At 66.6% G+C, this 25,817-nt stretch carries 24 protein-coding genes; 7 read left to right on the top strand and 17 right to left on the bottom strand.

Annotation, left to right across the window (positions count from 1 at the left end):
* Positions 1-9: 9 nt before the first annotated feature.
* Positions 10-3,084 (bottom strand): efflux RND transporter permease subunit, encoded by a 3,075-nt coding sequence (locus B0B01_RS09220; protein ID WP_076649589.1) that lies wholly within the window; start codon positions 3,082-3,084, stop codon positions 10-12.
* Positions 3,081-4,409 carry an efflux RND transporter periplasmic adaptor subunit gene (locus B0B01_RS09215; protein ID WP_076649588.1) on the bottom strand — a complete coding sequence of 443 codons (1,329 nt, stop codon included), beginning with the start codon at positions 4,407-4,409 and terminating at the stop codon, positions 3,081-3,083. Before B0B01_RS09215 ends, B0B01_RS09220 begins: the two co-directional genes overlap by 4 nt.
* 258 nt (positions 4,410-4,667) lie before the next feature.
* Between B0B01_RS09215 and B0B01_RS09210 the strand changes: the two genes are divergently transcribed.
* Together B0B01_RS09210 and B0B01_RS09205 are read left to right on the top strand one after the other, a co-directional pair.
* Entirely contained in the window at positions 4,668-5,957 is a 1,290-nt protein-coding gene (locus tag B0B01_RS09210) for a cystathionine gamma-synthase family protein (protein ID WP_076649587.1), read from the top strand.
* A 118-nt stretch (positions 5,958-6,075) separates the two neighbouring features.
* Positions 6,076-7,086, top strand: coding sequence for an LLM class flavin-dependent oxidoreductase (locus B0B01_RS09205; RefSeq protein WP_076649586.1), 1,011 nt, complete (start codon positions 6,076-6,078; stop codon positions 7,084-7,086).
* 115 nt (positions 7,087-7,201) lie between these two features.
* On the opposite strand, the gene B0B01_RS09200 is transcribed toward B0B01_RS09205, so the two are convergent.
* The 3 genes from B0B01_RS09200 to B0B01_RS09190 are packed head-to-tail and all read right to left on the bottom strand — an operon-like array spanning position 7,202 to position 10,267.
* Positions 7,202-8,176 (bottom strand): 2-hydroxyacid dehydrogenase, encoded by a 975-nt coding sequence (locus B0B01_RS09200; protein ID WP_076649585.1) that lies wholly within the window; start codon positions 8,174-8,176, stop codon positions 7,202-7,204.
* Positions 8,177-8,189: 13 nt separating this feature from the next.
* A complete protein-coding gene (gene sucD / locus B0B01_RS09195; RefSeq protein WP_076649584.1) occupies positions 8,190-9,071 on the bottom strand; it encodes a succinate--CoA ligase subunit alpha in 882 nt (293 codons plus the stop codon).
* Entirely contained in the window at positions 9,071-10,267 is a 1,197-nt protein-coding gene (locus B0B01_RS09190; protein WP_076649583.1) for a malate--CoA ligase subunit beta, read from the bottom strand. The genes sucD and B0B01_RS09190 overlap by 1 nt, the downstream gene beginning before the upstream one ends.
* A gap of 466 nt (positions 10,268-10,733) precedes the next feature.
* Between B0B01_RS09190 and B0B01_RS09185 the strand changes: the two genes are divergently transcribed.
* Both B0B01_RS09185 and B0B01_RS09180 read left to right on the top strand, forming a co-directional pair.
* The gene (locus tag B0B01_RS09185; protein WP_234967737.1) at positions 10,734-11,390 is read left to right on the top strand and encodes a response regulator transcription factor; all 657 of its coding nucleotides are present in this window, start codon (positions 10,734-10,736) and stop codon (positions 11,388-11,390) included.
* 155 nt (positions 11,391-11,545) lie between these two features.
* Entirely contained in the window at positions 11,546-12,523 is a 978-nt protein-coding gene (locus B0B01_RS09180) for an HpcH/HpaI aldolase/citrate lyase family protein (protein WP_076649581.1), read from the top strand.
* A gap of 170 nt (positions 12,524-12,693) precedes the next feature.
* Here the strand turns inward: B0B01_RS09180 and B0B01_RS09175 are convergent, their stop codons facing one another.
* From B0B01_RS09175 to B0B01_RS09165, 3 genes are all read right to left on the bottom strand, one after another.
* Positions 12,694-14,064, bottom strand: coding sequence for a glutamate--cysteine ligase (locus B0B01_RS09175; protein ID WP_076649580.1), 1,371 nt, complete (start codon positions 14,062-14,064; stop codon positions 12,694-12,696).
* 124 nt (positions 14,065-14,188) lie between these two features.
* Positions 14,189-14,713 carry a hypothetical protein gene (locus B0B01_RS09170; protein WP_076649579.1) on the bottom strand — a complete coding sequence of 175 codons (525 nt, stop codon included), beginning with the start codon at positions 14,711-14,713 and terminating at the stop codon, positions 14,189-14,191.
* A complete protein-coding gene (locus tag B0B01_RS09165; RefSeq protein WP_076649578.1) occupies positions 14,710-15,432 on the bottom strand; it encodes a 16S rRNA (uracil(1498)-N(3))-methyltransferase in 723 nt (240 codons plus the stop codon). Before B0B01_RS09165 ends, B0B01_RS09170 begins: the two co-directional genes overlap by 4 nt.
* Positions 15,433-15,444: 12 nt before the next feature.
* Between B0B01_RS09165 and ubiA the strand changes: the two genes are divergently transcribed.
* The 3 genes from ubiA to B0B01_RS09150 are packed head-to-tail and all read left to right on the top strand — an operon-like array spanning position 15,445 to position 18,702.
* On the top strand, positions 15,445-16,416 hold the full coding sequence (gene ubiA, locus B0B01_RS09160; protein ID WP_076649577.1) for a 4-hydroxybenzoate octaprenyltransferase: 972 nt from the start codon (positions 15,445-15,447) through the stop codon (positions 16,414-16,416).
* 55 nt (positions 16,417-16,471) lie between these two features.
* Positions 16,472-18,382, top strand: coding sequence for an OmpA family protein (locus tag B0B01_RS09155; RefSeq protein WP_234967736.1), 1,911 nt, complete (start codon positions 16,472-16,474; stop codon positions 18,380-18,382).
* Positions 18,379-18,702 (top strand): hypothetical protein, encoded by a 324-nt coding sequence (locus B0B01_RS09150; protein ID WP_076649576.1) that lies wholly within the window; start codon positions 18,379-18,381, stop codon positions 18,700-18,702. The genes B0B01_RS09155 and B0B01_RS09150 overlap by 4 nt, the downstream gene beginning before the upstream one ends.
* Here the strand turns inward: B0B01_RS09150 and B0B01_RS09145 are convergent.
* The 9 genes from B0B01_RS09145 to B0B01_RS09105 all read right to left on the bottom strand — a co-directional run bounded on the left by B0B01_RS09145 (position 18,691) and on the right by B0B01_RS09105 (position 25,814).
* Positions 18,691-19,173 (bottom strand): molybdenum cofactor biosynthesis protein MoaE, encoded by a 483-nt coding sequence (locus B0B01_RS09145; RefSeq protein WP_076649575.1) that lies wholly within the window; start codon positions 19,171-19,173, stop codon positions 18,691-18,693. The two genes, B0B01_RS09150 and B0B01_RS09145, sit on opposite strands and share 12 nt — an antisense overlap.
* A 1-nt stretch (position 19,174) precedes the next feature.
* Complete coding sequence (gene moaD, locus B0B01_RS09140) at positions 19,175-19,435, bottom strand: molybdopterin converting factor subunit 1 (RefSeq protein WP_076649574.1); 261 nt, start codon at positions 19,433-19,435, stop codon at positions 19,175-19,177.
* Between the two features lie 2 nt (positions 19,436-19,437).
* Positions 19,438-20,100: a CDP-diacylglycerol--glycerol-3-phosphate 3-phosphatidyltransferase gene (gene pgsA, locus B0B01_RS09135; RefSeq protein ID WP_076649573.1), complete on the bottom strand. Its 663-nt coding sequence runs from the start codon at positions 20,098-20,100 to the stop codon at positions 19,438-19,440.
* Positions 20,101-20,263: 163 nt separating this feature from the next.
* A complete protein-coding gene (gene uvrC, locus B0B01_RS09130; RefSeq protein ID WP_234967780.1) occupies positions 20,264-22,150 on the bottom strand; it encodes an excinuclease ABC subunit UvrC in 1,887 nt (628 codons plus the stop codon).
* Between the two features lie 301 nt (positions 22,151-22,451).
* A complete protein-coding gene (locus B0B01_RS09125; RefSeq protein WP_268802044.1) occupies positions 22,452-23,240 on the bottom strand; it encodes an SDR family oxidoreductase in 789 nt (262 codons plus the stop codon).
* Between the two features lie 43 nt (positions 23,241-23,283).
* Positions 23,284-23,466: a hypothetical protein gene (locus B0B01_RS09120; protein WP_076649570.1), complete on the bottom strand. Its 183-nt coding sequence runs from the start codon at positions 23,464-23,466 to the stop codon at positions 23,284-23,286.
* Positions 23,466-24,263: a S49 family peptidase gene (locus B0B01_RS09115; RefSeq protein ID WP_076649569.1), complete on the bottom strand. Its 798-nt coding sequence runs from the start codon at positions 24,261-24,263 to the stop codon at positions 23,466-23,468. The genes B0B01_RS09120 and B0B01_RS09115 overlap by 1 nt, the downstream gene beginning before the upstream one ends.
* 73 nt (positions 24,264-24,336) lie before the next feature.
* A complete protein-coding gene (locus B0B01_RS09110; RefSeq protein ID WP_076650148.1) occupies positions 24,337-25,038 on the bottom strand; it encodes an ABC transporter ATP-binding protein in 702 nt (233 codons plus the stop codon).
* Positions 25,038-25,814, bottom strand: coding sequence for an ABC transporter ATP-binding protein (locus B0B01_RS09105; RefSeq protein WP_076650149.1), 777 nt, complete (start codon positions 25,812-25,814; stop codon positions 25,038-25,040). The genes B0B01_RS09110 and B0B01_RS09105 overlap by 1 nt, the downstream gene beginning before the upstream one ends.
* Positions 25,815-25,817 lie beyond the last annotated feature (3 nt).

The raw sequence follows: 25,817 nt of genomic DNA, 5'->3' as shown, positions 1-25,817 counted from the left end.
TGCGCCCGGTCAGGTGGCGCTGACCGGCGGCCGGTCGTCCTCGGTCTCGGCCCTGAGTTCGCGCTTGGCGATCAGCGTATAGAACATCGGCACGACGAACAGCGTGAACATGGTGCCGATGATGATGCCGGTAAAGATCACAAGCCCCATGGCATAGCGCGCCGAGGCACCGGCACCAGAGGCCAGGATCAGCGGCACCACGCCCAGCCCCATCGCCGCCGTGGTCATCAGGATCGGCCGCAGGCGGGTGCGCGCCGCCGCAACGATCGCCGCTGCCCGGTCCAGCCCGTGGTCGCGGCGTTGCTGATTGGCGAACTCCACCATCAAAATGCCGTGCTTGGTGATCAGCCCGATCAGCGTGATCAATCCGACCTCGGTATAGATGTTCAGCGTCGAAAGCCCGAAGAACAGCGGCAGCATGGCACCGAAGATCGACAGGGGCACCGACATCATGATGATGAGCGGGTCGCGGAAGCTTTCGAACTGTGCCGCGAGCACCAGATAGATCACCGTCAGCGCCAGGGCAAAGGCGAGCAGGATCGTATTGCCTTCCTGGATCTCGAGGCGCGACTGGCCGGAATAGTTGATGAAGAAATCATCGGGCATGACCTCTTCGGTGATGCTGACCAGTTCCGCAAGGCCGGTGCCCGTTGTGACACCCAGCATCGGCAGCGCCGAGATGGTGGCCGAGTTCAACTGGTCGAACTGTTCGATGGTGCTGGCGGTCACATCGGTCGAGATCGTCACCACTGCCGAAAGCGGCACCATGTCGCCGGTCACGCTGCGCACGAAGAATTCACCCAGCCGCTCGGGGTTGTCCCGGTATTCCTCGGGCACCTGCATGATGATGTCGTAGGAACTGCTCTCGCGGTCGAACTGGGCGATGGTGCCGTCCCCGACCAGAAGGCTGAGTGTATTGCCGATCTCGCGGATCGGCAGGTTCAGCGCCGCCGCGCGGTCGCGGTCGATGGTCACGACCACCTCTTCCTGGTCATAGGCAAGCGAGTTCTGCACGACGATGAACTGCCCGGTCTGCTCGGCGCGTTCCTTGATTTCCTCGGCGACCTCATAAACGCGATCCACGCTCCCGGTGGACTGGATCACCATCTCGATCGGCAGGCCGCCGCCCGCGCCCGGCAGGCTCGGCGGGGAAAAGACCAGCGGTTCAACGCCCGAAACCCCGGCAAGGCGGCCCTGGATATCCTCCTGCAGCTCCTGCTGCGAACGGTCGCGATCGCCCCAGTCGTTGAAAGCCCAGAGCGCAAAAGCCGAATTGGTCTGCCCCCCCATGCCCGTTACCTGGAAATCCAGCCGCAGTTCGGGCAGATCCTTGGTCAGGTCGCGCATCTGCGTGGCGTAGAGATTGGTATAGTCGGCGGTGGCATAGCTTGGCGCGTTCACCATCGCGAACAGCGCGCCGACGTCTTCCTCGGGGGCGAGTTCGCTTGATGTCTTGACGAACATGAAACCGGTCAGCCCGAGCAGCACCACCACCAGAATGAGCGTCACCGGGCGGAAATCGAGCGAAGACGACACCCGGCGCTCGTACCAGTTCGCGAGCTTCTCAAAGATGTTGTCGATCGTCGCCTGAAAGCGGCCGCCGCCCCTGGTCAGAAGCCGCGCCGACATCATCGGCGTGATGGTCAGCGCGACCAGCCCCGAGATGATGACCGCCCCCGCAAGCGTCACGGCGAATTCGGAAAACAGCGCTCCGGTCAATCCGCCGGTGAACAGCAGGGGCGCGAACACCGCGGCGAGCGTGATCGTCATGGCGACCACCGGCCCGGCGATTTCCTTCATGCCGACGAATGACGCCTGCTTTGGCGTCAACCCGTCTTCGATATGGCGGTGGATGTTCTCGACCACGACGATCGCATCATCGACCACAAGCCCGATCGCCAGCACCATGGCCAGCAGGGTCAGCAGGTTGATGGAATAACCCGCCAGGAACAGGAAGAAACCGACCCCGATCAGCGACAGCGGAATGGTGGCGATGGGCATCAGAACCGACCGCAGCGATCCGAGGAACAGCAGAATCACCAGCACCACCACCAGAACCGCCTCGGCGATGGTCTTGAACACCTCCTCGATCGAGGCGGCGATGGATTCCGTCGCGTCATACATGACCGTCATGGTCATGCCCGTGGGCAGCGAATTGCGGATCGCGGGCACCTCGTCCAGCACCGCGCTCGTCATGTCGAGCGGGTTGGCCGAGGGTGTCGGCGACACGCCGATGAACACGCCGCTCTCGCCGTTGAAATTCACGATCGTGTCGGTGCTCTTGGCGGTCATCTCGACCTCGGCGACGTCGCGCAGCCGCACGACACCGTCGCCCTCCGCGCTCTGCCCGAGCGGCATGGCGCCAAAGGCTTCGGGCGTCTGCAGTGTCGATTTCACCGTGATCGGATAGGCGACGAATTCGTTCTTGGTCTTGCCCGGCGCGGCCAGGAAGTTCGAGGCGTTGATCGCCTCCATGACCTCGGCCGCGGTCAGGCCCCGCGATGCGAGCTTCAGCGGGTTGACCCAGACCCGCATGGAATATTCCGAGGCGCCGAGGATCTGGATCTCGGCCACGCCCTCGATCGTGGACATGCGCGGACGGATCACCCGGTCGATGTATTCCGTCAGCTCTTCCGCGTTCATGTTCGGGTTCTGCATCGCCAGATAGAGCGTGGCGAAATTCTGCCCCGTTCCCTTGACGATGGTCGGATCCTCGGCATCCTGCGGCAGTTCGCTGCGCACCTCCTGGACCTTGGACATGACCTCGGTCAGCGCCGCGTCCGGGTCGGCGCCAAGCTCCATGTGCACGGTCACGGTGCTGGCGGAGGGGCGCGATTCCGACGTGACGTAATCAATATCCTCGGTGGTCGAGACCGCATTCGAGATCGGCTCGCTGATGAAGCCCTGGATCAGTTCCGCGCTCGCCCCGGGATAGATGGTGGTGATCGTGACAACGGTCTCGTCCACCTCGGGATATTCGCGCACCGAGATGTTGAAGAACCCCTGCGCCCCGAGAAGGATGATCAGCGCGCCGAACACCGTCGAAAGAACGGGCCGGCGGATGAAGATGTCGGAAATGCTCATTCCTGCACCGCTTCGCTCGGATCGGCCTCTGCATCATCCGCACCGGCGCCGTCCGCTCCGCGGTCCTCCTCGGACAGGTCGTCGCCCTCGTCGGCGCCGCCGCCCACAGGCTCTTGCGTGCCGCTGTCCGCACCGGCCCCGGTGTCGCCGTCACCGCCCTGCTCTGTCCCGTCGGGGGTTTCGTCGATGCGGGTTTCCCCCTCGACCTCGTCGTCCTCAGCCTGCCCCACATCGTCCACCTCCGGCGAGACGCTGTTGTCGGGCTTCACCACGGTGCCGTTCGAAAGGCGGTTCTGGCCGGCCGTGATCACGATATTGCCGGGCTCGATTCCCTTCACGATCTCGACCATCCCGCCGGAACGGCGCCCGGCGGTCACGAACACCTGCCGCGCCTCGAACACTTCGGGATCGTCCTCGCCCGGGCGGACGACAAAGACGTGATCGCCGTAAAGGCTGGTCACCAGCGCCGTCTGCGGGATGGTGAGCACGCCCGTCTCGCGCGGGAGATGCACCTCGACCTGCACGAACTGTCCGGGAACCAGCGTCGGGTCGCCATTCTCGACCTTCGCCCGCACCGAGACGAGCCGGGTCGCCGGGTTGATCTTGGGGTCGATCCCCGTGATCTCGCCCTTGAGCGAAAGCGACCCCTCTTCGGGGCCGACCCGCACGTCCTGCCCGATCGCCAGAAGCGCGAACTGCTGTTCGGGCACCTTGAAATCCACATGCAGCTGATCGACATCCTGCAGCGTCGCGATCACCGTACCCGGAGAGACATAGCTGCCCGGATCGACGGCGGGGATGCCGATGATCCCGCCGAAGGGCGCGCGCAGCCGCTTGGTCGCGAGCACCGCCTCGAGCTTGGCCACCTGCGCAAAGGAGGAATCGGCCTGCGCCTGCGCCTCGTCCAGGGTCACGCCCGAGGACACGCCGCGCTCGCGCAGCGCCCGCGTCCGCTCCAGCGCCTGTTCGTCCAGCCGCGCCTGGGTGCGCGCCGCGTTCAGATCCGCGATCTGCACCCCATCGTCGAGCCGCAGCAGAAGCTGCCCTTCCTCGACCCGGTCATTGGCCTTGAAGCCGACCTCCTTGACGATGCCCGCGTCCTCGACCGAAAGGTCGACGCCCTGGACCGCCGCCGCGGTGCCGATCGCCGACACCACCGGCGTCCAGGCGCGCGGCCTGACATCATAGATCGGAACCGCCGTCGCCGGGGGCTTGTTGCCGGCAAAGAAATCCTTGATGGCCTGGCTGCGGAACATCTCGAAGCCGATAATCCCGACGGCAACCAGTCCCAGCACGACAACGGCGATGATGAGGCGTTTGATCATGGGGCATTTCCTATCGGTATGCTCAGGAACCGGGTATGACCAAACCGGAGGTCAAAAGTCAAACTTTTGCAGGGTGGCGGCCGCAACGTCAACGCATCGGCCGCGGCGCCGGCGGTATCCGGCAACCGTTGTCACGGCATTGTGTTTTCGCCCGGCGAGGCTCTGGCACCGGCCCCATGAGCGCGCTAAGCTTCGGCCGCTGACGAGGCGCGCCCCGCCGGAGCCCGCCCCGCCCGCGTTCACAAGGAGGCTTTCCACATGACACGTCGGGATTTCCGTCGCACCCATCTGGCCGGGCGCAAACTTCATCCCTCCACCCAGATGACCAATTACGGCTATGATCCGTCCCTGTCCGAGGGCTCGGTCAAGCCGCCGATCTATCTGACCTCGACCTTCGTGTTCGAGTCCGCCGAGCAGGGTGCCGATTTCTTCGACGTGGTGGCCGGGCGCAAGCCCCCGCCGGAAGGCATGGGCGCGGGGGGGCTGGTCTATTCGCGCTTCAACAACCCCAACAGCGAGATCGTCGAGGACCGGCTCGCGTTTTGCGACGGGGCCGAGGCCGGGCTCGTCACCGCGTCGGGAATGGCCGCGATCAGCGCCGTCGCGCTGACCTATCTGCGTCCGGGCGACACGCTCGTGCATTACAGCCCGCTCTATGGCGGCACCGCATCCCTGTTCGAGGATGTGATGGCGCAGTGGCATGTCAATTCGGTCTCCTTCACCGACGGGCTGCGCGAGTCCGGCCTGCGCGAGGCACTCGAGCAGGGGGCACAGGCCGGGCCGGTGCGCATGATCTACCTGGAAACGCCCGCCAATCCGACCAACGCCATGATCGACCTCGCCATGATCCGCCGGGTTGTGGATGACTGGACGGGGGACGGGAAGCGCCCGGTGATCGTCTGCGACAACACGATGCTCGGGCCGGTGTTCCAGAAACCGCTCGAACACGGCGTCGATATCTGCGTCTATTCGCTGACGAAATACGTGGGCGGGCATTCCGACCTCGTGGCCGGGGGCATCACCGGCTCGAAAGAGATGCTGCGGCCGGTGCGGCTTACGCGATCGACCTACGGGTTGCAGCTCGACCCGCATTCGGCCTGGATGATCGGGCGCTCGCTCGAAACCCTGTCGCTGCGCATGGAGCGGGCCGAACAGTCGGCGCGCAAGGTCGCCGGGTGGCTGGCGGAGAACGGCATGATCCCCTGCCGGCTCATGCATCCGCTTCATGACCCCGACCCGGCGGCGCGGGAGGTGTTCGCGCGGCAATGCACGGGGGCGGGTTCGACCTTTTCCTTCGTGGTCGAGGATGACCGCGCGCTTGCCTTCCGGATCCTGAACGGGCTGCGCATCTTCAAGCTTGCGGTGTCGCTCGGCGGGTCGGAATCGCTGGTCTGCCATCCGGCCTCGACCACCCATTCGGGCGTTTCCGAAGCCGCGCGCAAGCTGTCGGGCGTGAACGAGGGGCTGATCCGGGTCTCGGTCGGGCTCGAAGACCCGGATGACCTGATCCTCGACCTGGAACAGGCGTTCCGCGCCGCCGCGGGCTGAACCCGGCACGAGGGGAACCGGGGCGCTCCGGCCGGAGCGCCCGTCCCGCCGCCTGCCGGCCCGTGCTTGGCACGGCGCGCCCCCGCCCCTAGATCAGGGGAAACCAAAGGGGATTTTCATGCGATATTATTCCTTGCTCGACCTCTCGCCGGTGTCGGAGGGATCGACCACCGCCGCCGCGCTTTCGGCAACGCTCGATCTTGCCCGCGATGCCGAAAGGCTGGGCTATCACCGTTTCTGGCTGGCCGAACACCACAACATGACGGGAATCGCGTCGGCCGCGACCGCGGTGCTGATCGGACAGGTGGCCGCCGCGACAGAGCGTATCCGGGTCGGCGCCGGGGGGATCATGCTGCCCAACCATGCGCCGCTCATGGTGGCCGAGCAATTCGGAACCCTCGCCACCCTGTTTCCGGGGCGCATCGACCTCGGGCTCGGGCGGGCTCCGGGCACCGATACGGCCACGGCACGGGCATTGCGGCGGTATTTCGAAAGCGCCGACAGCTTTCCGCAGGATGTGGTCGAACTGCTCGGCTATCTGGGCGAGACGCCCGAAGATGCCAAGGTGCAGGCGGTGCCGGGTCAGGGCACCCATGTGCCGGTCTGGATCCTGGGATCGAGCCTGTTCGGCGCGCAGCTTGCGGCGCATCTCGGGCTTCCCTATGCGTTCGCCTCGCATTTCGCGCCGATGCTGCTGGAAGAGGCGCTCGCCTCATACCGGCACCAGTTCCGCCCCTCGCCCTGGCTCGACCGGCCCTATGTGATGATCGCCGCCAACGTCTTTGCCGCGCCGAGCGATGAAGAGGCGCGCGTCCTGCGTTCGTCGCAACTGCTGTCCTTTGCGCGCCTTCGCATGGGCAAGCCCGGCAGACTGCCGCACCCGATCGCCGACCCGGCGGCCGAGATCGCGCCGGGGTTCCTCGCCCAGGCCGAGCAGGCGCTGTCCGTATCCGCCACCGGCGCCCCCGCAACGGTCGAGCGCGAACTCGCCGCAATCATCAAGGCGCACCGCCCCGACGAACTGATGGTCAGCGGCATGATCCACGATCCCGAGGCGCGGCGCAGATCCTTCGCCATCGCGGCCGAAGCACTTGAACGACTGGTGGAGGAACGCCCCGAAGCGGGATAATGGCCCGGGCGCATGGGACAGGCGCATACTATATTATATAGTATGCGCTGCCGGCGCAGGCGGGGCGATATGTGGTCACGCGACACGGGTATATATAGTATAGTGGGGGGTCCGGTCAGGCGATGCGGTCGCGCGGGCGCTGCCCCGAAAAGAAATCCTCAAGATTTTCGATCACGCGGAACCCCATCGCCTCGCGCGTCTCAAGCGTCGCGCTGCCAAGATGCGGCAGCATCACGAGGTTCGGGCAGGCGCGCAATGCGGGATTGATGCACGGCTCGCCCTCGAACACGTCAAGCCCCGCCCCGCCAAGCGCGCCCGTGGAAAGCGCACGGGCAAGCGCCGCCTCGTCCACCACCTCGCCGCGCGCGGTATTGACGAGGATCGCCCCCGGTTTCATCAGTGCAAGGCGCTTTGCGTCGATCAGATGCCGCGTTTGCGCCCCGCCCGGACAGTGCAGCGTGACGAAATCGCAACCGGGCAGCAGCGCCTCGACGCTGTCCACCTGCCGCGCGCCGCTGCGCGCCAGCACCCCGGGGGCCACGGGCGAGCGGTTCTGCACGCGGATGTCCATGCCGAACCCGTGATGCGCGCGCTGTGCCACCGCCTGCCCGATACGGCCGAAACCGATGATGCCAAGCACCTTGCCCGACACCCGGCGGCCCATCATGTGGGTCGGGCGCCAGCCGCTCCAACGGTGCTCCGCGATCTCGCGCAGCCCTTCCCCGGCCCGGCGCGCCACCATCAGCAGCAGCATCATGGCCAGGTCGGCGGTGCAATCGCTCAGCACATCGGGGGTATTGGTGACAGCAATCCCGAGCTCGCGCGTCCGCGCAAGGTCGATGTGGCCGAAACCGGCGCCGAAGTTCGCGATGATCCGCGCGCGCGGGGCCTCGAGATCGAGCACCCGGCCGCCGATCGCGTCGGTTACGGTCGGCAGCAGGGCATCGAAAGACAAAAGGGCTGACCGGAGTTCCTCGGGTGCCAGCGGACGGTCGTCCGTATTCAGCACCGCATCGAACCGCTCGGTCAGCCCGGTCTCGACGGCCGCGGGCCAGCGCCGGGTTACGAATACCCTCGGCTTGCCGGCCATCGCGGCACTCCTCTTACTTCATCACCGAAGCGATGGTCTCGCCGATCACGGCCGGGTTCTCGGCCACGGTCACGCCGGCGGCGGTCAGGATCTCGACCTTTTCGCTGGCGCTTTCGCCAAAGGCCGAGATGATCGCGCCCGCGTGGCCCATGGTGCGGCCCTTGGGTGCGGTCAGACCTGCCACATAGGCAACCACCGGCTTTTTCACATGCTGCTTGATGTAATCGGCAGCTTCGGCTTCCTGCGGTCCGCCGATTTCGCCGATCATGCAGATGACGTCGGTCTCGGGATCCTTCTCGAACTCCTCGAGGATGTCGCGGAAGGACGAGCCGTTAATCGGGTCGCCGCCGATGCCGACCGAGGTCGAAACACCGATGCCGAGCGCCTTGAGCTGGTCCGCGGCTTCATAGCCGAGCGTGCCCGAACGGCCGATGATGCCCACGTTCCCCTCAAGGAAGATATGGCCGGGCATGATGCCGAGCAGCGCCTTGCCGGGGCTGATCGTGCCGGCGCAGTTGGGGCCGGTCAGCACCATGCGGCGCTCGCGGGGATAGCGATACATGTAGCGCTTGACGCGGATCATGTCCTGCGCCGGGATCCCGTCGGTGATGCAGACGGCAAAGCGGATGCCACCGTCGGCGGCTTCCATGATGCTGTCGGCAGCGGCCGGCGGCGGCACGAAGATCAGCGAGGAGTTGGCGCCGGTGGCCTCGACGGCCTCCTTCACGGTGTTGAAGACCGGCACGCCCTCGACCTTTTCGCCACCCTTGCCGGGCACGACGCCGGCGACGACGTTGGTTCCGTAATTCAGCATGTCCTTGGTATGGAACCGGGCCATCTTGCCCGTGATCCCCTGCACAACAACCTTGCTGTCGCGATCCAGATAGATGCTCATCAGTTGGTCCTCACTTGAGTGTTTTGGGCCTGTTCGCTCTGCCAGGCTTCGACGGAGCGCTCGGCGGCCTCCATCAGCGTGGTGGCGCGGATCAGGGGCAGACCGCTCTCGGCGAGGATCTTCTGCCCTTCCTCCACGTTGGTGCCGGCCAGCCGGACGACCACGGGCACATCCACCTGCACCTCGCGCAGCGCCTGCACCACGCCCTCTGCGACCCAGTCGCAGCGGTTGATGCCGGCGAAGATGTTGACGAGGATCGCCTGCACGTTCTTGTCCGACAGCACGAGGCGGAACGCCTTGGCCACCCGCTCGGGCGATGCGCCCCCGCCGATGTCGAGGAAGTTCGCGGGCTCTCCGCCGGCGAGCTTGATCGTGTCCATGGTGGCCATGGCGAGGCCGGCGCCGTTCACGATGCAGCCGATGCTGCCGTCAAGCCCGACATAGGACAGGCCACGGTCGGCGGCGCGGCTTTCGCGCGGGTCTTCCTGCGACTTGTCGCGCAGCTCGGCAATCTGCGGGTGGCGGAACAGCGCGTTGTCGTCAAAGGTCATCTTGCCGTCGAGCGCCATGATGCGGTCGTCGCCGGTGATGATGAGCGGGTTGATCTCGACCATGGTCGCGTCGAGTTCGGTGAAGGCGCGGAAGCAGCCCTGCAGCGTGCGCACCATCTGCTGCACCATGCCGGGCGCGATGCCAAGCTTGAAGGCGATCTCGCGGCACTGGAATTCCTGCAGGCCGACCGCCGGCTCGACCGTGGCGCGCACGATGCTCTCGGGACGCTCGGCCGAGATTTCCTCGATCTCCATGCCGCCCTCGGCGCTGGCCACGATCATGACCCGCTGGCTCGAGCGGTCGAGGACGAAGCCAAGGTAGATTTCGCTGGCGATCGGCACCGCGGCCTCGACATAGACGCGGTAGATGCCCTTGCCCTCGGGGCCGGTCTGGTGCGTCACGAGCTTGCGGCCGAACATTTCCTCGGCCGCGTCCTGGACCTCGGCGTCGGAGTCGCAGACCTTGACGCCGCCGGCCTTGCCGCGGCCACCCGCATGGACCTGCGCCTTGACGACCCAGCGCTCTCCGCCGAGTTCGCGTGCGCGATATGCAGCCTGTTCGGGGCTGTAGGCAAGCGCACCCGCAGGCACCGCGACCCCAAATCTGCTTAGTATTTCCTTGGCCTGATATTCATGGATATCCATGGTCCGTCCTTTCGGTCTGACATTGATCGGAGCTGTTTGCTGGTCAGGAATGCCGCGTCAGCACAGGGCGTGCATCGCAATGGGCATTCGCATTCCTCCGGTGGCTTGGCGCATTGCGTCATGCCGCCGTGCGGATGACCCGGACCGCAGGCGAACCGTCGCGCACACCGCCCGCCGGCCGCGACACGCAAGGCACCCGGCACCGGCCAGTCGAGCCGGGGCCACGGGCGCGGAGGCGCGGCGAGTGATGATCGTGGTCTGATTCAAGACGTCGGTTCCCTGTCGGTCGATTCCGCTGGTAATATCTGAACACGCCGCGGTCAATCCGCGCAACATTCCTTAATGCTGCTTTTGGGCATCTAAATGGGTGGTGGATTCCCCACCCATAATGGTAAGAATGCCTTTGTATACCAATAACACCCCATCCGAATGGGTAGGGAAAAAATGGGAAAGGCTTTTTTATCATATGCTTAGGAACTCTCCGCCTGCGATCCAGATCATGCTTGCCGACAACAACCCGCTCGTGCGCTCGGCCATGTCCACGGTTTTCGAACGCGACCGGCGATTCTCGCTGGTGGCGACCACCGCCACCGCGGAGGGATTCCTCGCCACGGTCATGCGGGTGCCGGTCCAGGTCGGCGTGATCGACTGGAATCTTCCGGTGCTCGGGGGGGCGCGCCTGCTCGAGGTGCTGCGCGAACACGAAAAGGCGCCGCGCATGGTCGTCTATGCCGATGAAAGCGCCGATTCGCATCGCGGAGCCATGGCCGCCGGCGCCGCGGGATTCGTTTCGCGCAGCGGGCCGGTCGAGGGGCTGCTCGACACCTGCGCGGCGGTGGCCGAGGGCAAGATGGTGTTCCCGTTCCTCGACGTGCGCGAATTGCGCAAGGATCCGATCCACACCCTGTCGCGGCGCGAACGCGCCATGCTCGAGGCGCTGTCCAAGGGGCTGACCAACCGCGAACTGGCCAGGGAACTCGACATCTCGATCAACACGGTCAAGTTCCACCTCTCGAACCTGTTCGAAAAGCTCTCGGTCCGCAACCGCGCCCAGGCCATCGCCTTCTACTACCGCAGCCGCCTGCCGGGCGGACCGGCGCCGCAGGACAACCCGCCCCGCTGAGCGCGCCGCTGACACCGGAGCGCGCCCCGGCGCCGACCGGGAACGGGCCCCGAAAACGGACCCGGGAAAAGGCGAAAAAAATATTTCTTGACAGTAAACGGATTTCTCGAATTGCTTTGCGCAAATCAACCCGAGCCCTGACAGGAGCGAAAAACATGAGTTTTCATGCCATCGAACAAGCCCCTCCCCGCCTGAACCGCAGCGAACTTGCCGTTCCCGGCAGCCAGCCGCAAATGTTTGAAAAGGCTGCGGATTCTGACGTCGACGTAATCTTCCTCGACCTCGAGGACGCGGTTGCACCGGACGAGAAAGCGCAGGCCCGCAAGAACATCATCAAGGCCCTGAACGAGATCGACTGGGGCAAGAAATCCATGTCGGTCCGAATCAACGGGCTCGACACTCCCTACATGTATCGCGACGTGGTGGACGTGGTCGAACAGGCCGGCGAGCGGCTCGACCTGATCATGGTTCCGAAGACCGGAACCGCCGCCGACGTCTATGCCGTCGACATGCTCGTGACCCAGATCGAGGATGCCAAAGGCTACAAGAAGCGCATCGGCTTCGAACATATCATCGAGACCGCGCTCGGGATGCAGAACGTCCACGAGATCGCTGCCGCCTCGAAGCGCAACGAAAGCCTCCACTTCGGCGTTGCCGACTATTCGGCCAGCATGCATGCCCGCACCACGGTGATCGGCGGCGTGAACAAGCTGTATTCCGTGCTGACCGACGCCGACGAAAGCGGCAACCGCGACGTGCACTGGGGTGACATGTGGCACTATGCGATCGCCCGCATGGTCGTCGCCTGCCGCGCCAACGGCCTGCGCCCGATCGACGGCCCCTATGGCGACTTCCAGGATCCAGAAGGCTACCGCGCCGCTGCCTTCCGTGCCGCCGTTCTCGGCTGCGAAGGCAAGTGGGCGATCCACCCGAGCCAGATCGCGCTCGCCAACGAAGTGATGAGCCCCTCGGATGACGAAGTCACCCGTGCCAAGCGCATCCTCGAGGCCATGGCCGAAGCCGAGGCCGCCGGCAAGGGTGCCGTGTCGCTCGACGGCCGCCTGATCGACTACGCGTCGATCCGCCAGGCCGAAGTGCTGGTGGAAAAAGCCAAGCAGATCGCCGCACGGTAAGCTGACAAGGCGGCTCGCAGCGCCCCCAAGGAAGCTGCGGGCCGGCATCAGTTCTGCGACAGACGGCCGGCCTCTTGCGGGGCCGGTCGATTCATGACTCCGCCACCGGTGACATGTGCGTCAGGCACCGCGCCGGAGGCCCGGCGCAATCGGCCGGACAGGCCGGGGCTTCAGTAGCTGTAACCCGCATAAATCCGCGTCAGGTCGCCGTCCCAGTCGCCGTTGTAATGCGCCAGCAACTCGTCCGCCGGCACGCGCCCGGTTTCGACGCTTTCCTGCAACGTGTTGAGGAAATGGGATTCATCCGGCACGAGGCCCCCCGCGCCCTGCCGCGCCCGCGCACGCAATCCGGCCTCGGACAGCGCCAGCACCTCGCGCGCGAGATCGTGCATGTTGATGCGCCCGACCTGCGCCTGAAGCGCGTCCTTGCTGGCCGCGATGCGCAGTTCCTCGCGGGTGTCCGCATCCCAGCCCTTGACCAGATCCCAGGCCGCATCGAGGCTGTTCTGATCATAAAGCAGCCCGGCCCAGAGCGCCGGCAGCGCACAGAGCCGCCGCCAGGGGCCGCCATCGGCGCCGCGCATCTCCATGAAGCGCTTGATGCGCACCTCGGGAAAGATCGTCGTCAGGTGGTCCGCCCAGTCCGAAAGCATCGGCTTTTCACCGGGCAGCGCCGGCAGTTCGCCACGCAGGAAGTCGCGGAAGGACTGGCCCAGCGCGTCGATGTAAGCCCCGTCACGGTAAACGAAATACATCGGCACATCGAGCGCGTAATCGACGTAAGCTTCGAATCCGAAACCTTCGTCAAAGACGAAGGGCAGCATCCCGGTGCGGTCGGCATCAAGGTCGCGCCAGACCCGCGAGCGCCAGCTTTTCAGCCCCGTGGGCCGGCCCTCGAAGAAGGGCGAATTTGCGAACAGCGCCGTCGCCACCGGCTGCAGCGCAAGGCCGACGCGGAATTTCTGCACCATGTCGGCCTCGGAGCCGAAATCCAGGTTCACCTGCACGGTGCAGGTGCGATACATCATGGATTTGCCCATGGTGCCGACGCGATCCATGTAATCGGTCATCAGCCGGTACCGCCCCTTCGGCATCATCGGCATCTGCTCATGGGTCCAGATCGGAGCGGCGCCAAGCCCGATGAACCCGACGCCTATACGCTCGGCCACATCGCGCACCTCGCGCAGATGTTGGTTCACCTCGTCGCAGGTCTCGTGAATGGTTTCGAGCGGCGCGCCCGAAAGTTCGAGCTGCCCGCCGGGTTCGAGCGAGATGTTCGCCAGCCCCTTTTCCAGCCCGATCAGCTTTCCCGCCTCGAGCACCGGCGCCCAGCCATGGGCATCGCGCAGCCCCTCGAGCATCGCATTCACCGAACGCGGCCCGTCGTAGGGAATCGGCATCAGCGTATCCTTGCAATAGCCGAATTTTTCATGCTCGGTGCCGATGCGCCAGTCGGCCTCGGGTTTGCAGCCATCGGCCAGATATTCGGCAAGCTGATCGGTGCTTTCGATCAGGCCGCCGCCGGATTGAGGGATGGACATGGCGCAAGCTCCGCTGTTCACCTATGCAACGGAATCACAACTGCTGCGGATCGGCCCGACTGTCAATCCAACCCGTCGATCCGCCCGCCGCTGTGACCGGTTGGCAAAATGATGCGGCAGCGCATCAGTGCAGGGGCACCTCCGGCAAGCGCTGGCTCGCGCGCTCCCAGATCACCACCGGCCGGCGACCACGGCGAAGTTCGGCCAGCATGTGTTCGGTGCGAAGCCCCGGCAGCGTGGAAAAGACGTCGAACAGCGCCTCGGCCCCCTCGGCATCGACCGGGATGAACAGCACCGGCTGCCCCGGCTGCTCCAGGAGCCAGTGCGCCGGGCGCGCGGTCGGATCGAGCGTCAGCCGCTCGAGCGCCGGCGCCGCCACCGTCCCGCCCGAAAGCGGGCCGAAATAGGTGATCTGCCCCTCGTCCACCTGCACCACGCCATGCCCGCCGCCGCCCGTGCGAAAGCGCCCGCGCTGGATGCCGATGACGACCAGCGCCACGCCGGCGAGGATCAGCGCCCAGCCGACCCAGCCAAGAAGCCCGCGCGGCCCCAGCGCCCAGCTTGCCCCCAGAAGCGCAACGCCCCCGCCCGCCAGCACCTCGCGCCAGCGCCAGAGCGCGGCGCGCGCCTCGGGCCGGATGAAGCTCATGCCCAGTCCCCGAGCGCCTGCTGCCAGAGCGTGAGCGCGGCGACCGCCGCCGTATCGGCGCGCAGGATCCGCGGCCCGAGGCTGACCGCACGGGCAAAGGGCAACGCAAGGAGCCGCGCGCGCTCGGGCTGCGAAAACCCGCCCTCGGGTCCGATCAGGATCGCCCAGGCGCCCCGCGATTCGCCCTCGAGCACGCTGGCCGGGCCGGCGCGGCTTTCGTCGCAGAACATGAGCCGCCGCCCCCGCGGCCAGTCGCCAAGCAGCGCCGCAAGCGGGCGCAGCTCCGCCACCTCGGGCACGTAAGTGCCGCCGCATTGTTCCGCCGCCTCGCGCGCATGGGCCTGCAGCCGGTCGCGGCGGATGCGTTCGGCATTGGTGAAATCGGTCTGCACCGGCAGGATGCGCGCGGCACCGAGCTCGGCCGCCTTTTCGACGATGAAATCGGTGCGCGCCTTCTTGAGCGGCGCGAAGCAGAGCCAGACATCGGGCGGCATGCGCTGCGGCGCGGTCCGGGCCAGCGCGGTCAGGGTGCCGCCCCGCCTGCCCGCCTCACTGACCTCGGCCAGCCATTCGCCGTCGCGCCCGTTGAACAGCAGAACCCGCGCGCCCGGTTCCAGCCGCATCACCGTGAACAGGTAATGCGCCTGCTCGCGATCAAGCGGCAGCGGTTGCCCCTCGGCCAGCGGATGCTCTACATGAAGCCTGATCTTCGCACTCATGCAGGATTACATATGCAAGGCAATTCTCCGAGGCCAGAGACTTCGCCCGCCGGCCGGGTCTTTGATGCAAGCAACAACTGGGTGGACCGGCACGCACCGCCCGGCCTGCGCCCCTATCTGCGGCTGAGCCGCGCCGACCGCCCCATCGGCACCTGGCTTTTGCTGCTGCCCTGCTGGTGGGGGCTCCTGCTTGCCATGCTGCATGACCAGAGCCCGCGCTGGGGCGATCTCTGGATCGCGCTCGGCTGCGCGGTCGGGGCCTGGCTGATGCGCGGGGCCGGCTGCACCTGGAACGACATCACCGACCGCGAGATCGACGCGGGCGTCGCCCGGACCCGCTCGCGCCCGCTGCCGTCAGGACAGGTCAGCGTGAAACAGGCGCTTGCGTGGATGGGGGCGCAGGCGCTCGTTGCGCTGCTGATCCTGCTGAGCTTCAACGGCGCGGCGATCCTGCTCGGGCTGGTGGCGCTGGTGCCGGTCGCGATCTATCCCTTTGCCAAGCGCTTCACCTACTGGCCGCAGATCTTTCTGGGCCTTGCCTTCAACTGGGGGGCGCTGCTGGCCTGGACCGCCCATACCGGCAGCCTCGGCTGGCCGGCGCTGGTGCTCTATGTCGCGGGGATTTTCTGGACCCTGTTCTATGACACGATCTATGCCCATCAGGACAAGGAAGACGACGCGCTTATCGGCGTGAAATCGACCGCGCTCCTGTTCGGGGACGATACCGCGCGCTGGCTTGGCTATTTCCTCGTCGCGGTGGTCACCTTGATGGCGATCGCGATCATCATGGCCATGGTTCCGGGGGCGGGTCCGCTTGCGCTGGTGGTGGCGCTTGCCGGTCCCTGGGCCATGGGCTGGCATATGGCCTGGCAACTGCGCGGTTTCGACCATACCAACGAGGTGCGGATGCTGCGCCTGTTCCGCGCCAATCGCGACACCGGCTTCATTCCGCTCATTCCCTTCCTGCTGGCCCTGCTGCTTTGATTGATCCTGCGGGCCGGCGGCGTTAAGAGGCCCTGCCAGCCCGGAGGAGCCCCTCGTGAAGAACCGCCTGTCGGCATCCGCCATCGTCCCGCTCACCTTCGCCCTTGCCGCGATGCTCTGCCTCGTGGCCGCGCAGTTCGCTGTCGGCGCGATCGAGCGCACCGCCGAGATCGAAACCCGCCGCGCGCTCGACGAATCCTCCTTCGGCTGGGCCGAGGTGACGGCGAACGGGTTGCAGGTCGTGCTTCTGGGCACGGCGCCGGACGAGGCGCAGCATTTCGCCGCACTCAGCATCGCCGGTAGCGTGGTCGATGCGGCGCGGGTGGTCGACCGCATCGAGATCACCCCGGCCGAGGATCTGACCCCGCCGCATTTCCTTGCCGAAATCCTGCGAAATGACAGCGGAATTTCCATCATCGGCCTTGTCCCGGCGGCTTCGGACCGCACTGCGCTGGTTGCGCGGCTGACCCGCATGGCCGGCGACAGCCAGGTGACCGACCTTCTGGAAACCGCGGCCTATCCGGTGCCCGAGGGCTGGGAGCGGTCCCTGAACTTTGCGCTCACCGCGCTCGAAAAGCTCCCCCGTGCCAAGGTGTCGGTCGATTCCGAGCGCGTCGCCATCACGGCGATTTCGGACAGCGCCCCCGAGAAATCCGCGCTCCAGGCGGAACTGTCGCGCATGACCCCGGCGGGGGTCGATCTCGTGCTCGACATAAGCGCGCCGCGGCCGGTGATCACGCCCTTTACCCTGCGATTCCTGATCGACGAGGACGGCGCGCGCTTCGATTCCTGCTCGGCCGATACCGATGCCGCGGCCAGGCGCATCCTTGCCGCGGCAGAGGCGGCCGGGCTCGAGGACGGCGCGCGCTGCACGGTCGGCATGGGCGTGCCCTCGCCGCGCTGGGCCGAGGCCGCCGAGGCCGGCATCCAGGCGCTGGCCAAGCTTGGCGAGGGAAGCGTGACCTTCTCGGATGCCGACATCACGCTGGTCGCAAGCGATTCTATCGAATCGGCCCGGTTCGACCGGGTGATGGGCGAACTTGAAACCGCCCTGCCCGATGTCTTTGCGCTGAACGCGGTCCTGTCGCAATCCGACGCCGAGGGCGAGGGCCCGCCCGAATTCACCGCCTCGCTCGATGCCGAGGGCAAGGCGCAATTGCGCGGCCGGCTGAACGATGCGGCCCTGCGCGAAATGGCCGACAGCTATGCACGCGCGAGTTTCGGCTCGTCCAATGTCTATACCGCCACGCGCCAGGTCGAAAACCTGCCGAACGACTGGCCGGTGCGGGTTCTGACCGGGCTCGAGGCGCTGTCCAAGCTGGTCGAGGGTTCGGTCACGGTCCGACCGGATGCGGTGACGGTCACGGGGGTCTCGGAGCGGCCCGAGGCGCGGTCGGAAGTGTCCCAGCTTCTGGCCGAAAAGCTGGGCGAAAGCGGCAATTTCGATCTTGCCATCACCTATCGCGAATCCGAGGTGATCCGCACCGAGGCACCCTCGCCCGAGGAATGCGAGGCCCAGCTTGCCAAGATCCAGCGCGGCGGCAAGATCACCTTCGAGCCGGGCGCGGCCACCATATCCGGCGCGTCGCGCCAGACCATGAGCGCGATCGTCAAGGTTCTGGATCGCTGCGGCGAGATGCCGCTGGAAATCCAGGGCCACACCGACAGCCAGGGACGCGAGGAAATGAACCTGAGGCTGAGCCAGGAACGCGCCGACGCGGTTCTTGCCGAACTGCGTGCCCGCCGCATCCTGACCGGAAGCTTCAAGGCCGTGGGCTATGGCGCCTCGCGCCCGATCGCCGACAACGGCACCGAAGAAGGCCGCGAGGAAAACCGCCGCATCGAGTTCCAGCTGATCAGTGACGACGCGGCCGATGGCGCAGAAGATGGCGCCGATGACGGCGAAAGCGAAAGCGAAAGCGAAAGCGACAACCAGGACGACGAAGCAGGAGAGAACGGCCAATGAACAGACCCGAGTTCATCATCACCACGGCGATCATCCTGTTCGTGGCCTTCGCGCTCGGCTGGTTCGCGCATTGGCTCGTGCATCGCTTTACCCGGGTGCGGGCCAGCGATGTGGGGGAATTCGACCGCATGAGCCAGGAACTGCACGAGGCCGAAGAGGCCCGCGACCGCGCCATTACCTATCACCAGCAGCGCGAGGCCGAACTCACCACCCAGATCGGCCAGACCGAGGCGGAACTGCGCGCCGCCATGGAAGGGCTGCGCGAGGCACGGCGCGAGGCGGCGGAACTGCGCGCCCGCATCGAGCGGTCAGATCCCTGATCCCGGCCCGGGTGCCTTGCCGGCGCCGTCGCGCCAGCGGGCAAGCGCGGCCTCGTCCTCGTTCCGCGCGGCGACCCATTCACCGCCCTGTGCGGTGATTTCCTTCTTCCAGAACGGCGCGCGGGATTTCAGGTAATCCATCAGATATTCGGCAGCCGCGAACGCGGCGGCGCGGTGGGCGCTTGCGGTCGCGACCATCATGATCCGCGCCCCCGGCGCGAGCCGCCCGAAACGGTGGATCACAAGCAGATCGGCCAGCGCCCAGCGCGCCTGCGCCGCCTCGGCGATGCGCCGGATCGCGCTTTCGGTCATGGCCGGGTAATGTTCGATCTCCATCGCCTCGAGCGTGCCGGTGCCGTTGTCGCGCACGATGCCGGTAAAGCTCACGACCGCGCCCACACCGGCGCGCCGGCCGAAGGCGGAAAGCTCGGCCCCCGGGTCGAAATCGCCCGGCTGCACGTGGACGCGCATCTTATCCACCGGTCATGGGCGGGAAAAACGCGACCTCGCGCGCGCCCGCAAGCGGGGCGTCGAAATCGGCCAGTTCCTGATCCACGGCAACGCGCAGCGCCGAAAGGTCGGCGAATGCGGCGGCATAGCGGTCCTCGCGGCTGCGCAGTTCGGCCACCAGATCGCCGACCGTGCCGGCAGTGCTGGAAATCCGCTCGCGCGGCAGGCCGATGCGCTCGCGCACCCAGGCGAAATAGAGAACGTCGAAATCGGGGATACCCATGGTCAGCCCTCCTTGAGATGTGGCAACGCCTTGCGAAGGTAATCCCAGCCGGTCAGCAATGTAAGGACCGCCGCCAGCCAGAGCAGCGCAAGGCCGACATGGCCGCACCATTCCATCCCCGCCAGTTTCCAGCGCAACCCCTCCGGATCCGCCCCCGTGCCGGAGAGGATCGCGTCGAGTTCGGCCGGCGGCATGCCCTCGGCCGCAAGCGCCAGGAAATGCTCGAATATGCCCTGCGCGAACAGCACCGCGATCGCGATCATCTGCACCGTGGTCTTCCATTTCGCAAGCCGCGTCACCTTGAGCGTGCCGGCCACATTGCCCAGGAATTCGCGCAGCCCCGAGACGAAGACCTCGCGGAACACGATCACCGTCGCCGGCAGCACGAGCCAGGCCGACATGGACGAATAGCCGACGATCACCATCAGCGCGATGATCACCATTGCCTTGTCCGCGATCGGGTCGAGCATGGTCCCGAGGCGGGTTTCCTGTTTCCAGCTGCGCGCCAGATGCCCGTCGAACCAGTCGGTCACCGCGGCGCCGACGAACAGCATGAGCGCGAACCAGTCCGCCCAGGGCCGATGGAAATAAAGAAACATGACCGCAAGCCCCGGCGCCGCCAGGAGGCGCAGCACGGTCAGGATATTGGGGAGGGTCCATGTCATGGCGGCAATCTACAGCGCGCGCGCGGGAACTGGAAGCGGTGTCGTGGCCGCCCCGCGCCGCTTTCGCGCCGCCCCCTGCAGCAAGGCCCTGCCCCGCACGATCTGCCCTTCGGGCAGAGCCTCCGGCGGGGATATTTCCCGCCAGAAGAATGCGCGGTCGCGCTCAGCCCTGGTCGTGGAAATGATCGTAGATGGTTTCCGCGAGCGCGTCGGAGATCCCCTCGACGGCCTTCAGATCGGCAAGGCCCGCGCGGGCGACCGCCTTGGCCGAGCCGAAATGGGACAGGAGCGCGCGCTTGCGCCGGGCCCCGACCCCGGGAATATCGTCGAGCGGGTTCGCGCCCACGGCCTTTGCCCGACGCGCGCGATGGGTTCCGATGGCGAAGCGGTGCGCCTCGTCGCGCAGGCGCTGGATGTAGTAGAGCACCGGATCGTTGCGCCGCAGCGCGAGGGGGTGTCTGCCGGGGCGGTGGAATTCCTCCTTGCCGGCGTCGCGGTCGATCCCCTTGGCGACGCCGATCACGGGGATCCCCGAGATGCCCTGTTCGCCCAGGATCGCGGCCACCGCGCCGACCTGCCCGGCGCCGCCGTCGATCAGCAGCAGATCGGGCCAGAGCCCGCGGTCGCGGTCGGGGTCTTCCTTCTGCAGGCGGCGGAAGCGGCGCGACAGCACCTCTTTCATCATCCCGAAATCGTCGCCCGGGGTCAGGTCGTCGCCGCGGATGTTGAACTTGCGGTACTGGCTTTTCAGGAATCCGTCCGGGCCGGCCACGATCATCGCCCCGACCGCATCGCTGCCCTGGATGTGGCTGTTGTCATAGACCTCGATCCGCGCGGGCGGGGCGTCGAGGCCGAAGGTATCGGCAAGCCCGCGCAGCAGGCGCAGCTGGGTCGCGCTTTCGGCCATGCGGCGGCCAAGCGATTCACGGGCATTGCGCAGCGCCCCGGCGACCAGTTCGGCCTTTTCACCGCGCCGGGGCACGACGAGTTCGACCCGATGCCGGGCCTTGTCGGACAGGGCCTGCTGCATGAGATCGGCATTCTCGATCGCGTCCGACAGGATCACCTGCCGCGGTGCCTCACGGGTGTCGTAATACTGGCCGAGAAAGGCCTCCATCACCTCGGCGGCCTCGGCCCCGTCGCCGGTGCGCGGATAGAAATCGTGGTTGCCCCAGTTCTGGTGGGCGCGGATGAAGAACACCTGAACGCAGGCCTGTCCGGCCTCGAGGTGGAGCGCGATCACATCCGCCTCGGCCACGGTGCGGGGATTGATGCCCTGTGCGCTCTGCACCTGGGTCAGGGCACGGATGCGGTCGCGCAGGGCGGCGGCGCGTTCGTATTCCTGCGCATCCGAAGCCGCGTGCATCTCTCCGGCCAGCTTTTCCTGGATGTCGCTCGAACGGCCCTCGAGGAACCGCACCGCGTCGCGGACCGAACGCGCGTAGTCGCCTTCGCCGATATGCCCGACGCAGGGCGCCGAGCAGCGCTTGATCTGGTAAAGCAGGCAGGGGCGGCTGCGGTTGGCGAAAAAGGAATCGGTGCAGTTGCGCAGCAGGAACGCCTTCTGCAGCTGGTTCAGCGTCCGGTTCACCGCCGATGCGCTGGCGAAAGGGCCGAAATAGGTGCCTTTCTGCTTTTTTGCGCCGCGGTGCTTGACGATGCGCGGGAAGGGATGATCTCCGGTCAGGAGGATATTGGGAAAGCTCTTGTCGTCGCGCAGGAGCACATTGTATCGCGGCTTCAGCTGCTTGATCAGGTTCTGCTCAAGCAGCAGCGCCTCGGTCTCGGTGCGGGTGGTGAGGAACATCATCGAGGCGGTTTCGGAAATCATCCGCTCGATGCGATGCGAATGGCCCGGGCGGGCATAGCTCGAAACCCGCGCCCGCAGATTGCGCGCCTTGCCGACATAGAGCACCCGCGCCTGCGCATCGAGCATCCGATAGACGCCCGGCGAGGATTCGAGCCGGTGCAGATAGGACTGGATACAGGTATAGCCCCTGAGCGGCGCGCTCTCGCTCCCGGCCTCTGTTCCGGCCCCGGTTTCTGGCATTTCGGTCATGGCCCCGAGATATGATTCCCCGGTGCCGGCTGCAATCTCGGGTCGCCGGAATCAAGCCCGGACAAATCCACCGTTCCTGTGGATAACCCTGGAGATAATTCTTGGCCGATCCGGAATTTCCCTTCTATTCGATCAACTTCGCCAAATCGCACAGATTTTGCGCAAATTCTCAAGCCACTGGAAAACCTGAATATTTCCCGCAGGTTCCGGCAAGGTGATGAATCCAAACGCAGATTCCAGCCCGGGACGGCGCCGCGCCGGGACCGGTGCAAAAGTTAACGCGTCCGGCACGTCAGAGGTGGTCGGGAATGTCCGGTGTCTGCCAGCCGAGGTGCTGTCCGCCGTCAACACACAGAAGCTGCCCGGTCACGGCGGGAGCATCGAGGAAATAGGCCAGCGCAGCCACGATATCCGACGGGTTCGAGCCCCGCTGCAGCACGGTGCCCGCACGCTGGGCGGCGAAATGCTCTTCGCGCTGGCGGGTGGCGCGGATGGTCGGGCCGGGGCCGATCGCGTTCACCCGGATCGCCGGGGCGAGCGCCTGCGCGGCGGTCTGCGTCAGGGTCCAGAGCGCGGCCTTGGACAGGGTATAGGTCATGAATCCGGGGGTGAGCTTGCGCACGCTCTGATCGACCATGTTGACCACGAGCGCGGTTGCGAGCGGTTCGCCGTTTTCGTCCGTTTCCGGTTCGAACCCCTGCGCCGCCAGCGCCTGGATCAGCAGGAAGGGCGCGCGCAGGTGGCATTGCATGTGGCGGTCCCATGTCTCGCGGGTCGCGGTCATGAGCGTGTCGTTGTCAAAGATCGACGCATTGTTCACAAGGCAGTCGATCGGCCCGCCGAGCGCCTCTGCAGCCGCGGGCAGAAGCGCCGCGGTCTGTTCGTCCACGGTCAGGTCGGCCTGCAGCGCGACCGCCTGCTGGCCGAGCGCGCGAATTTCGGCGACGACCTCTTCGGCGCCGGATTTCGAACTTGCGTAATGCACCGCGACGTCAAAACCGCGCCGCGCGAGGCAAAGCGCCATTTCCCGGCCAAGCCGCTTTCCCGCCCCCGTGACCAGTGCCCTGTTCATCGTCGCGATCTCCCTCTTGCTGTCGAATCGGCCTCTTGCCGGCCGGGGATCGTCACCCGTGGCCGTTGTCTTCGCAAGGGCAGCGCCCGCGGCCGATGCGATAGCGCCCGCAGGAGGGGCAGCGCAGGGCCTGCCGCCGTCCCCGTCGCCGGGCCTGCCCCGGCAGGCGCAGCTTGCCGAACATGGCGAGGGCCGCAAAGCCGATCAGGAACAGAAGGACGATCTTGACGATCATCAGAGCCCGAAGCGGGCAAAGGCCGCCCGCTCCTCCAGCCCGGCCAGCATGCCCTGTGCCGTCTCCGCCCCGAGCCGCGCCAGCAGCGGGCGTTTCTGGCCGAACCGGCGCAGCCGCACTTTGTCGCCGAAACGTTCGCGCAGCTTGGGGACGAGATGGGCAATGCCGTCGATCAGGCCAAGCTCCTGCGCCTTCCGGCCAAGCCATATGTCGCCGGTGAAAAGGTCGGCCGCCTCGTCCAGCCGCGCGCCGCGCCGGGCCCGGACATGGGCGATGAAATTCCGGTGCACCTGGTCCAGCGTCGCGTCGAGCCGCGCCACATCCTCCGGGTTTTCGGGGCGGAACGGGTCGAGCATGGATTTCGAGCGCCCGGCCGTGTGCACCCGGCGTTCGATCCCGTGCCGGGCAAGGAATTCATGCGCGCCGAACCCGGCGGAAATGACCCCGATCGAGCCGATGATCGAACTCTCGTCCGCCCAGATCTCATCCGCCGCAGTGGCCAGCCAGTAACCGCCCGAAGCGGCGACATCCTCGACAAAGGCGAGCACCGGGATCCTGTTTTTCTCGGCGAGGGCGCGGATATGCGCGCCGATCAGCGAGGCCTGGACCGGCGATCCGCCGGGCGAGTTGATCTCGAGCGCGACGGCCGCGGGCCTGCCGCTGCGGAACGCCTTTTCCAGCAGCGGCGCGATCCGCGCGGCGCTGAGCGTCATGCGCCCCGAAGTGCCGATGCCGCCCTGCAGGCGCAGCACCGCGACCAGCGGCGGTTTCTTGACGAAGGGCAGCGGCACTCTCATGGCGCAGCATGTAAAGCCCCGCGCGGTGCGGCGCAAGGCGGCTGCGCGGTCCCGCACGGTGATTGCGGCGGCGTCATACCGCAAGCCACGCAGCGCTGAGTTCCGGGCGCGCGTCGAGTTCGGCCAGGCTGCCGCTGAAGCGCAGGCTGCCGCGGTCCAGCACCAGCGCATGGCTGGCCACCGCACGGGCGAAATACAGGTTCTGTTCGGACAGCAGCACCGTCAGCCCCTGCACGCGCAGTTCCAGGATCGCCCGCGCCATGTCCTCGACGATCACCGGCGCGATGCCCTCGGACGGCTCGTCCAGCAGCACGCAGGACGGATTGCCCATGAGCGTGCGCGCGATCGCGAGCATCTGCTGCTCGCCCCCCGAAAGCTCGCGGCCCCGGTTGCGGCGGCGCTCGGCAAGGTTGGGGAACAGGTCGAACAGGCGCTCGGTGCTCCAGTGCGCGGCCCCGTCCCGCTTCGGCTGGCGCCCGACCTCAAGATTTTCAAGCACGCTCAGATCGGTGAAGATGCGCCGCTCCTCGGGCACATAGCCAAGCCCCGCCCGCGCCACCCGGTGCGGCGGCCAGCCGGTGATGTCGCGGCCCTGAAAGCGCACCCGCCCCGGGCGCGGGGCGATCATCTGCATGATGGTCTTGAGCAGCGTCGTCTTGCCGGCGCCGTTGCGCCCGAGCAGCGCGACCACCTGCCCCTGCCCGACCGTAAAGGAAAGATCGTGCAGCACCTGCGCCTTGCCGTAAAAGGCGCTGACATGGGCAAGGTCAAGCATCATGCCCCGCCCCCTCCGCTGCGTGCAAGAAGCGTTCCGCCGCCCAGATAGACCTCCTGCACCTGCGGGTCGGCGCGGATTTCCCCGGCGGTGCCCTCCGCGATCAGCCGGCCCCGGTTCAGCACCATGATGCGGCTCGCGTGGGCGAATACCGCCTCCATGTCGTGTTCCGTGAACAGCACCGCCAGCCCGCGCTCGCGGGTGATGCGCGCGACCAGCCGCATGAGCGCGGCGCGTTCTCCCGCCGCCATGCCGGCGGTCGGCTCGTCCAGCAGCAAAAGCCGCGGCCCATGCGCGAGCGCAACCGCGAGTTCAAGCCGCTTGAGATCGCCGTAAGCCAGCGTCGCCGCCGCGCGCCCGGCCTGATCGCCCATCCCGACCAGATCGAGCAGCGCGCGCGCCTCGTCACGATAAAGCCTGTGCGCCCGCCGGATCATGTTGAACAGGCGGCGGTGATGCGAGATCAGCGCCATCTGGACGTTCTCCGCGACGGTCATCGAAAGATAGGTCGCCGTCACCTGAAAGGTGCGCCCGACGCCAAGGCGCCAGATCCGGCGCGGCGGCAGGCCGGTGATCGGGATGCCCTCAAGCAGAACCTGCCCCCGGTCGGGTCGCAACTGCCCGGTCAGCATGTTGAAACAGGTGCTCTTGCCCGCCCCGTTCGGCCCGATCAGCGCCAGCATCTCGCCCCGGGCAAGGTCGAAGGACAGGTCATCGACCGCCCGGATCGCGCCGAAGGACCGCGCAAGGCCGCGCACCGAAAGCATGGTGGTCATCAT

Source organism: Pontibaca methylaminivorans (assembly GCF_900156525.1).
GTDB classification, from domain to species: Bacteria; Pseudomonadota; Alphaproteobacteria; order Rhodobacterales; family Rhodobacteraceae; genus Pontibaca; species Pontibaca methylaminivorans.
This window is presented reverse-complemented; position numbering and strand designations above follow the sequence as displayed.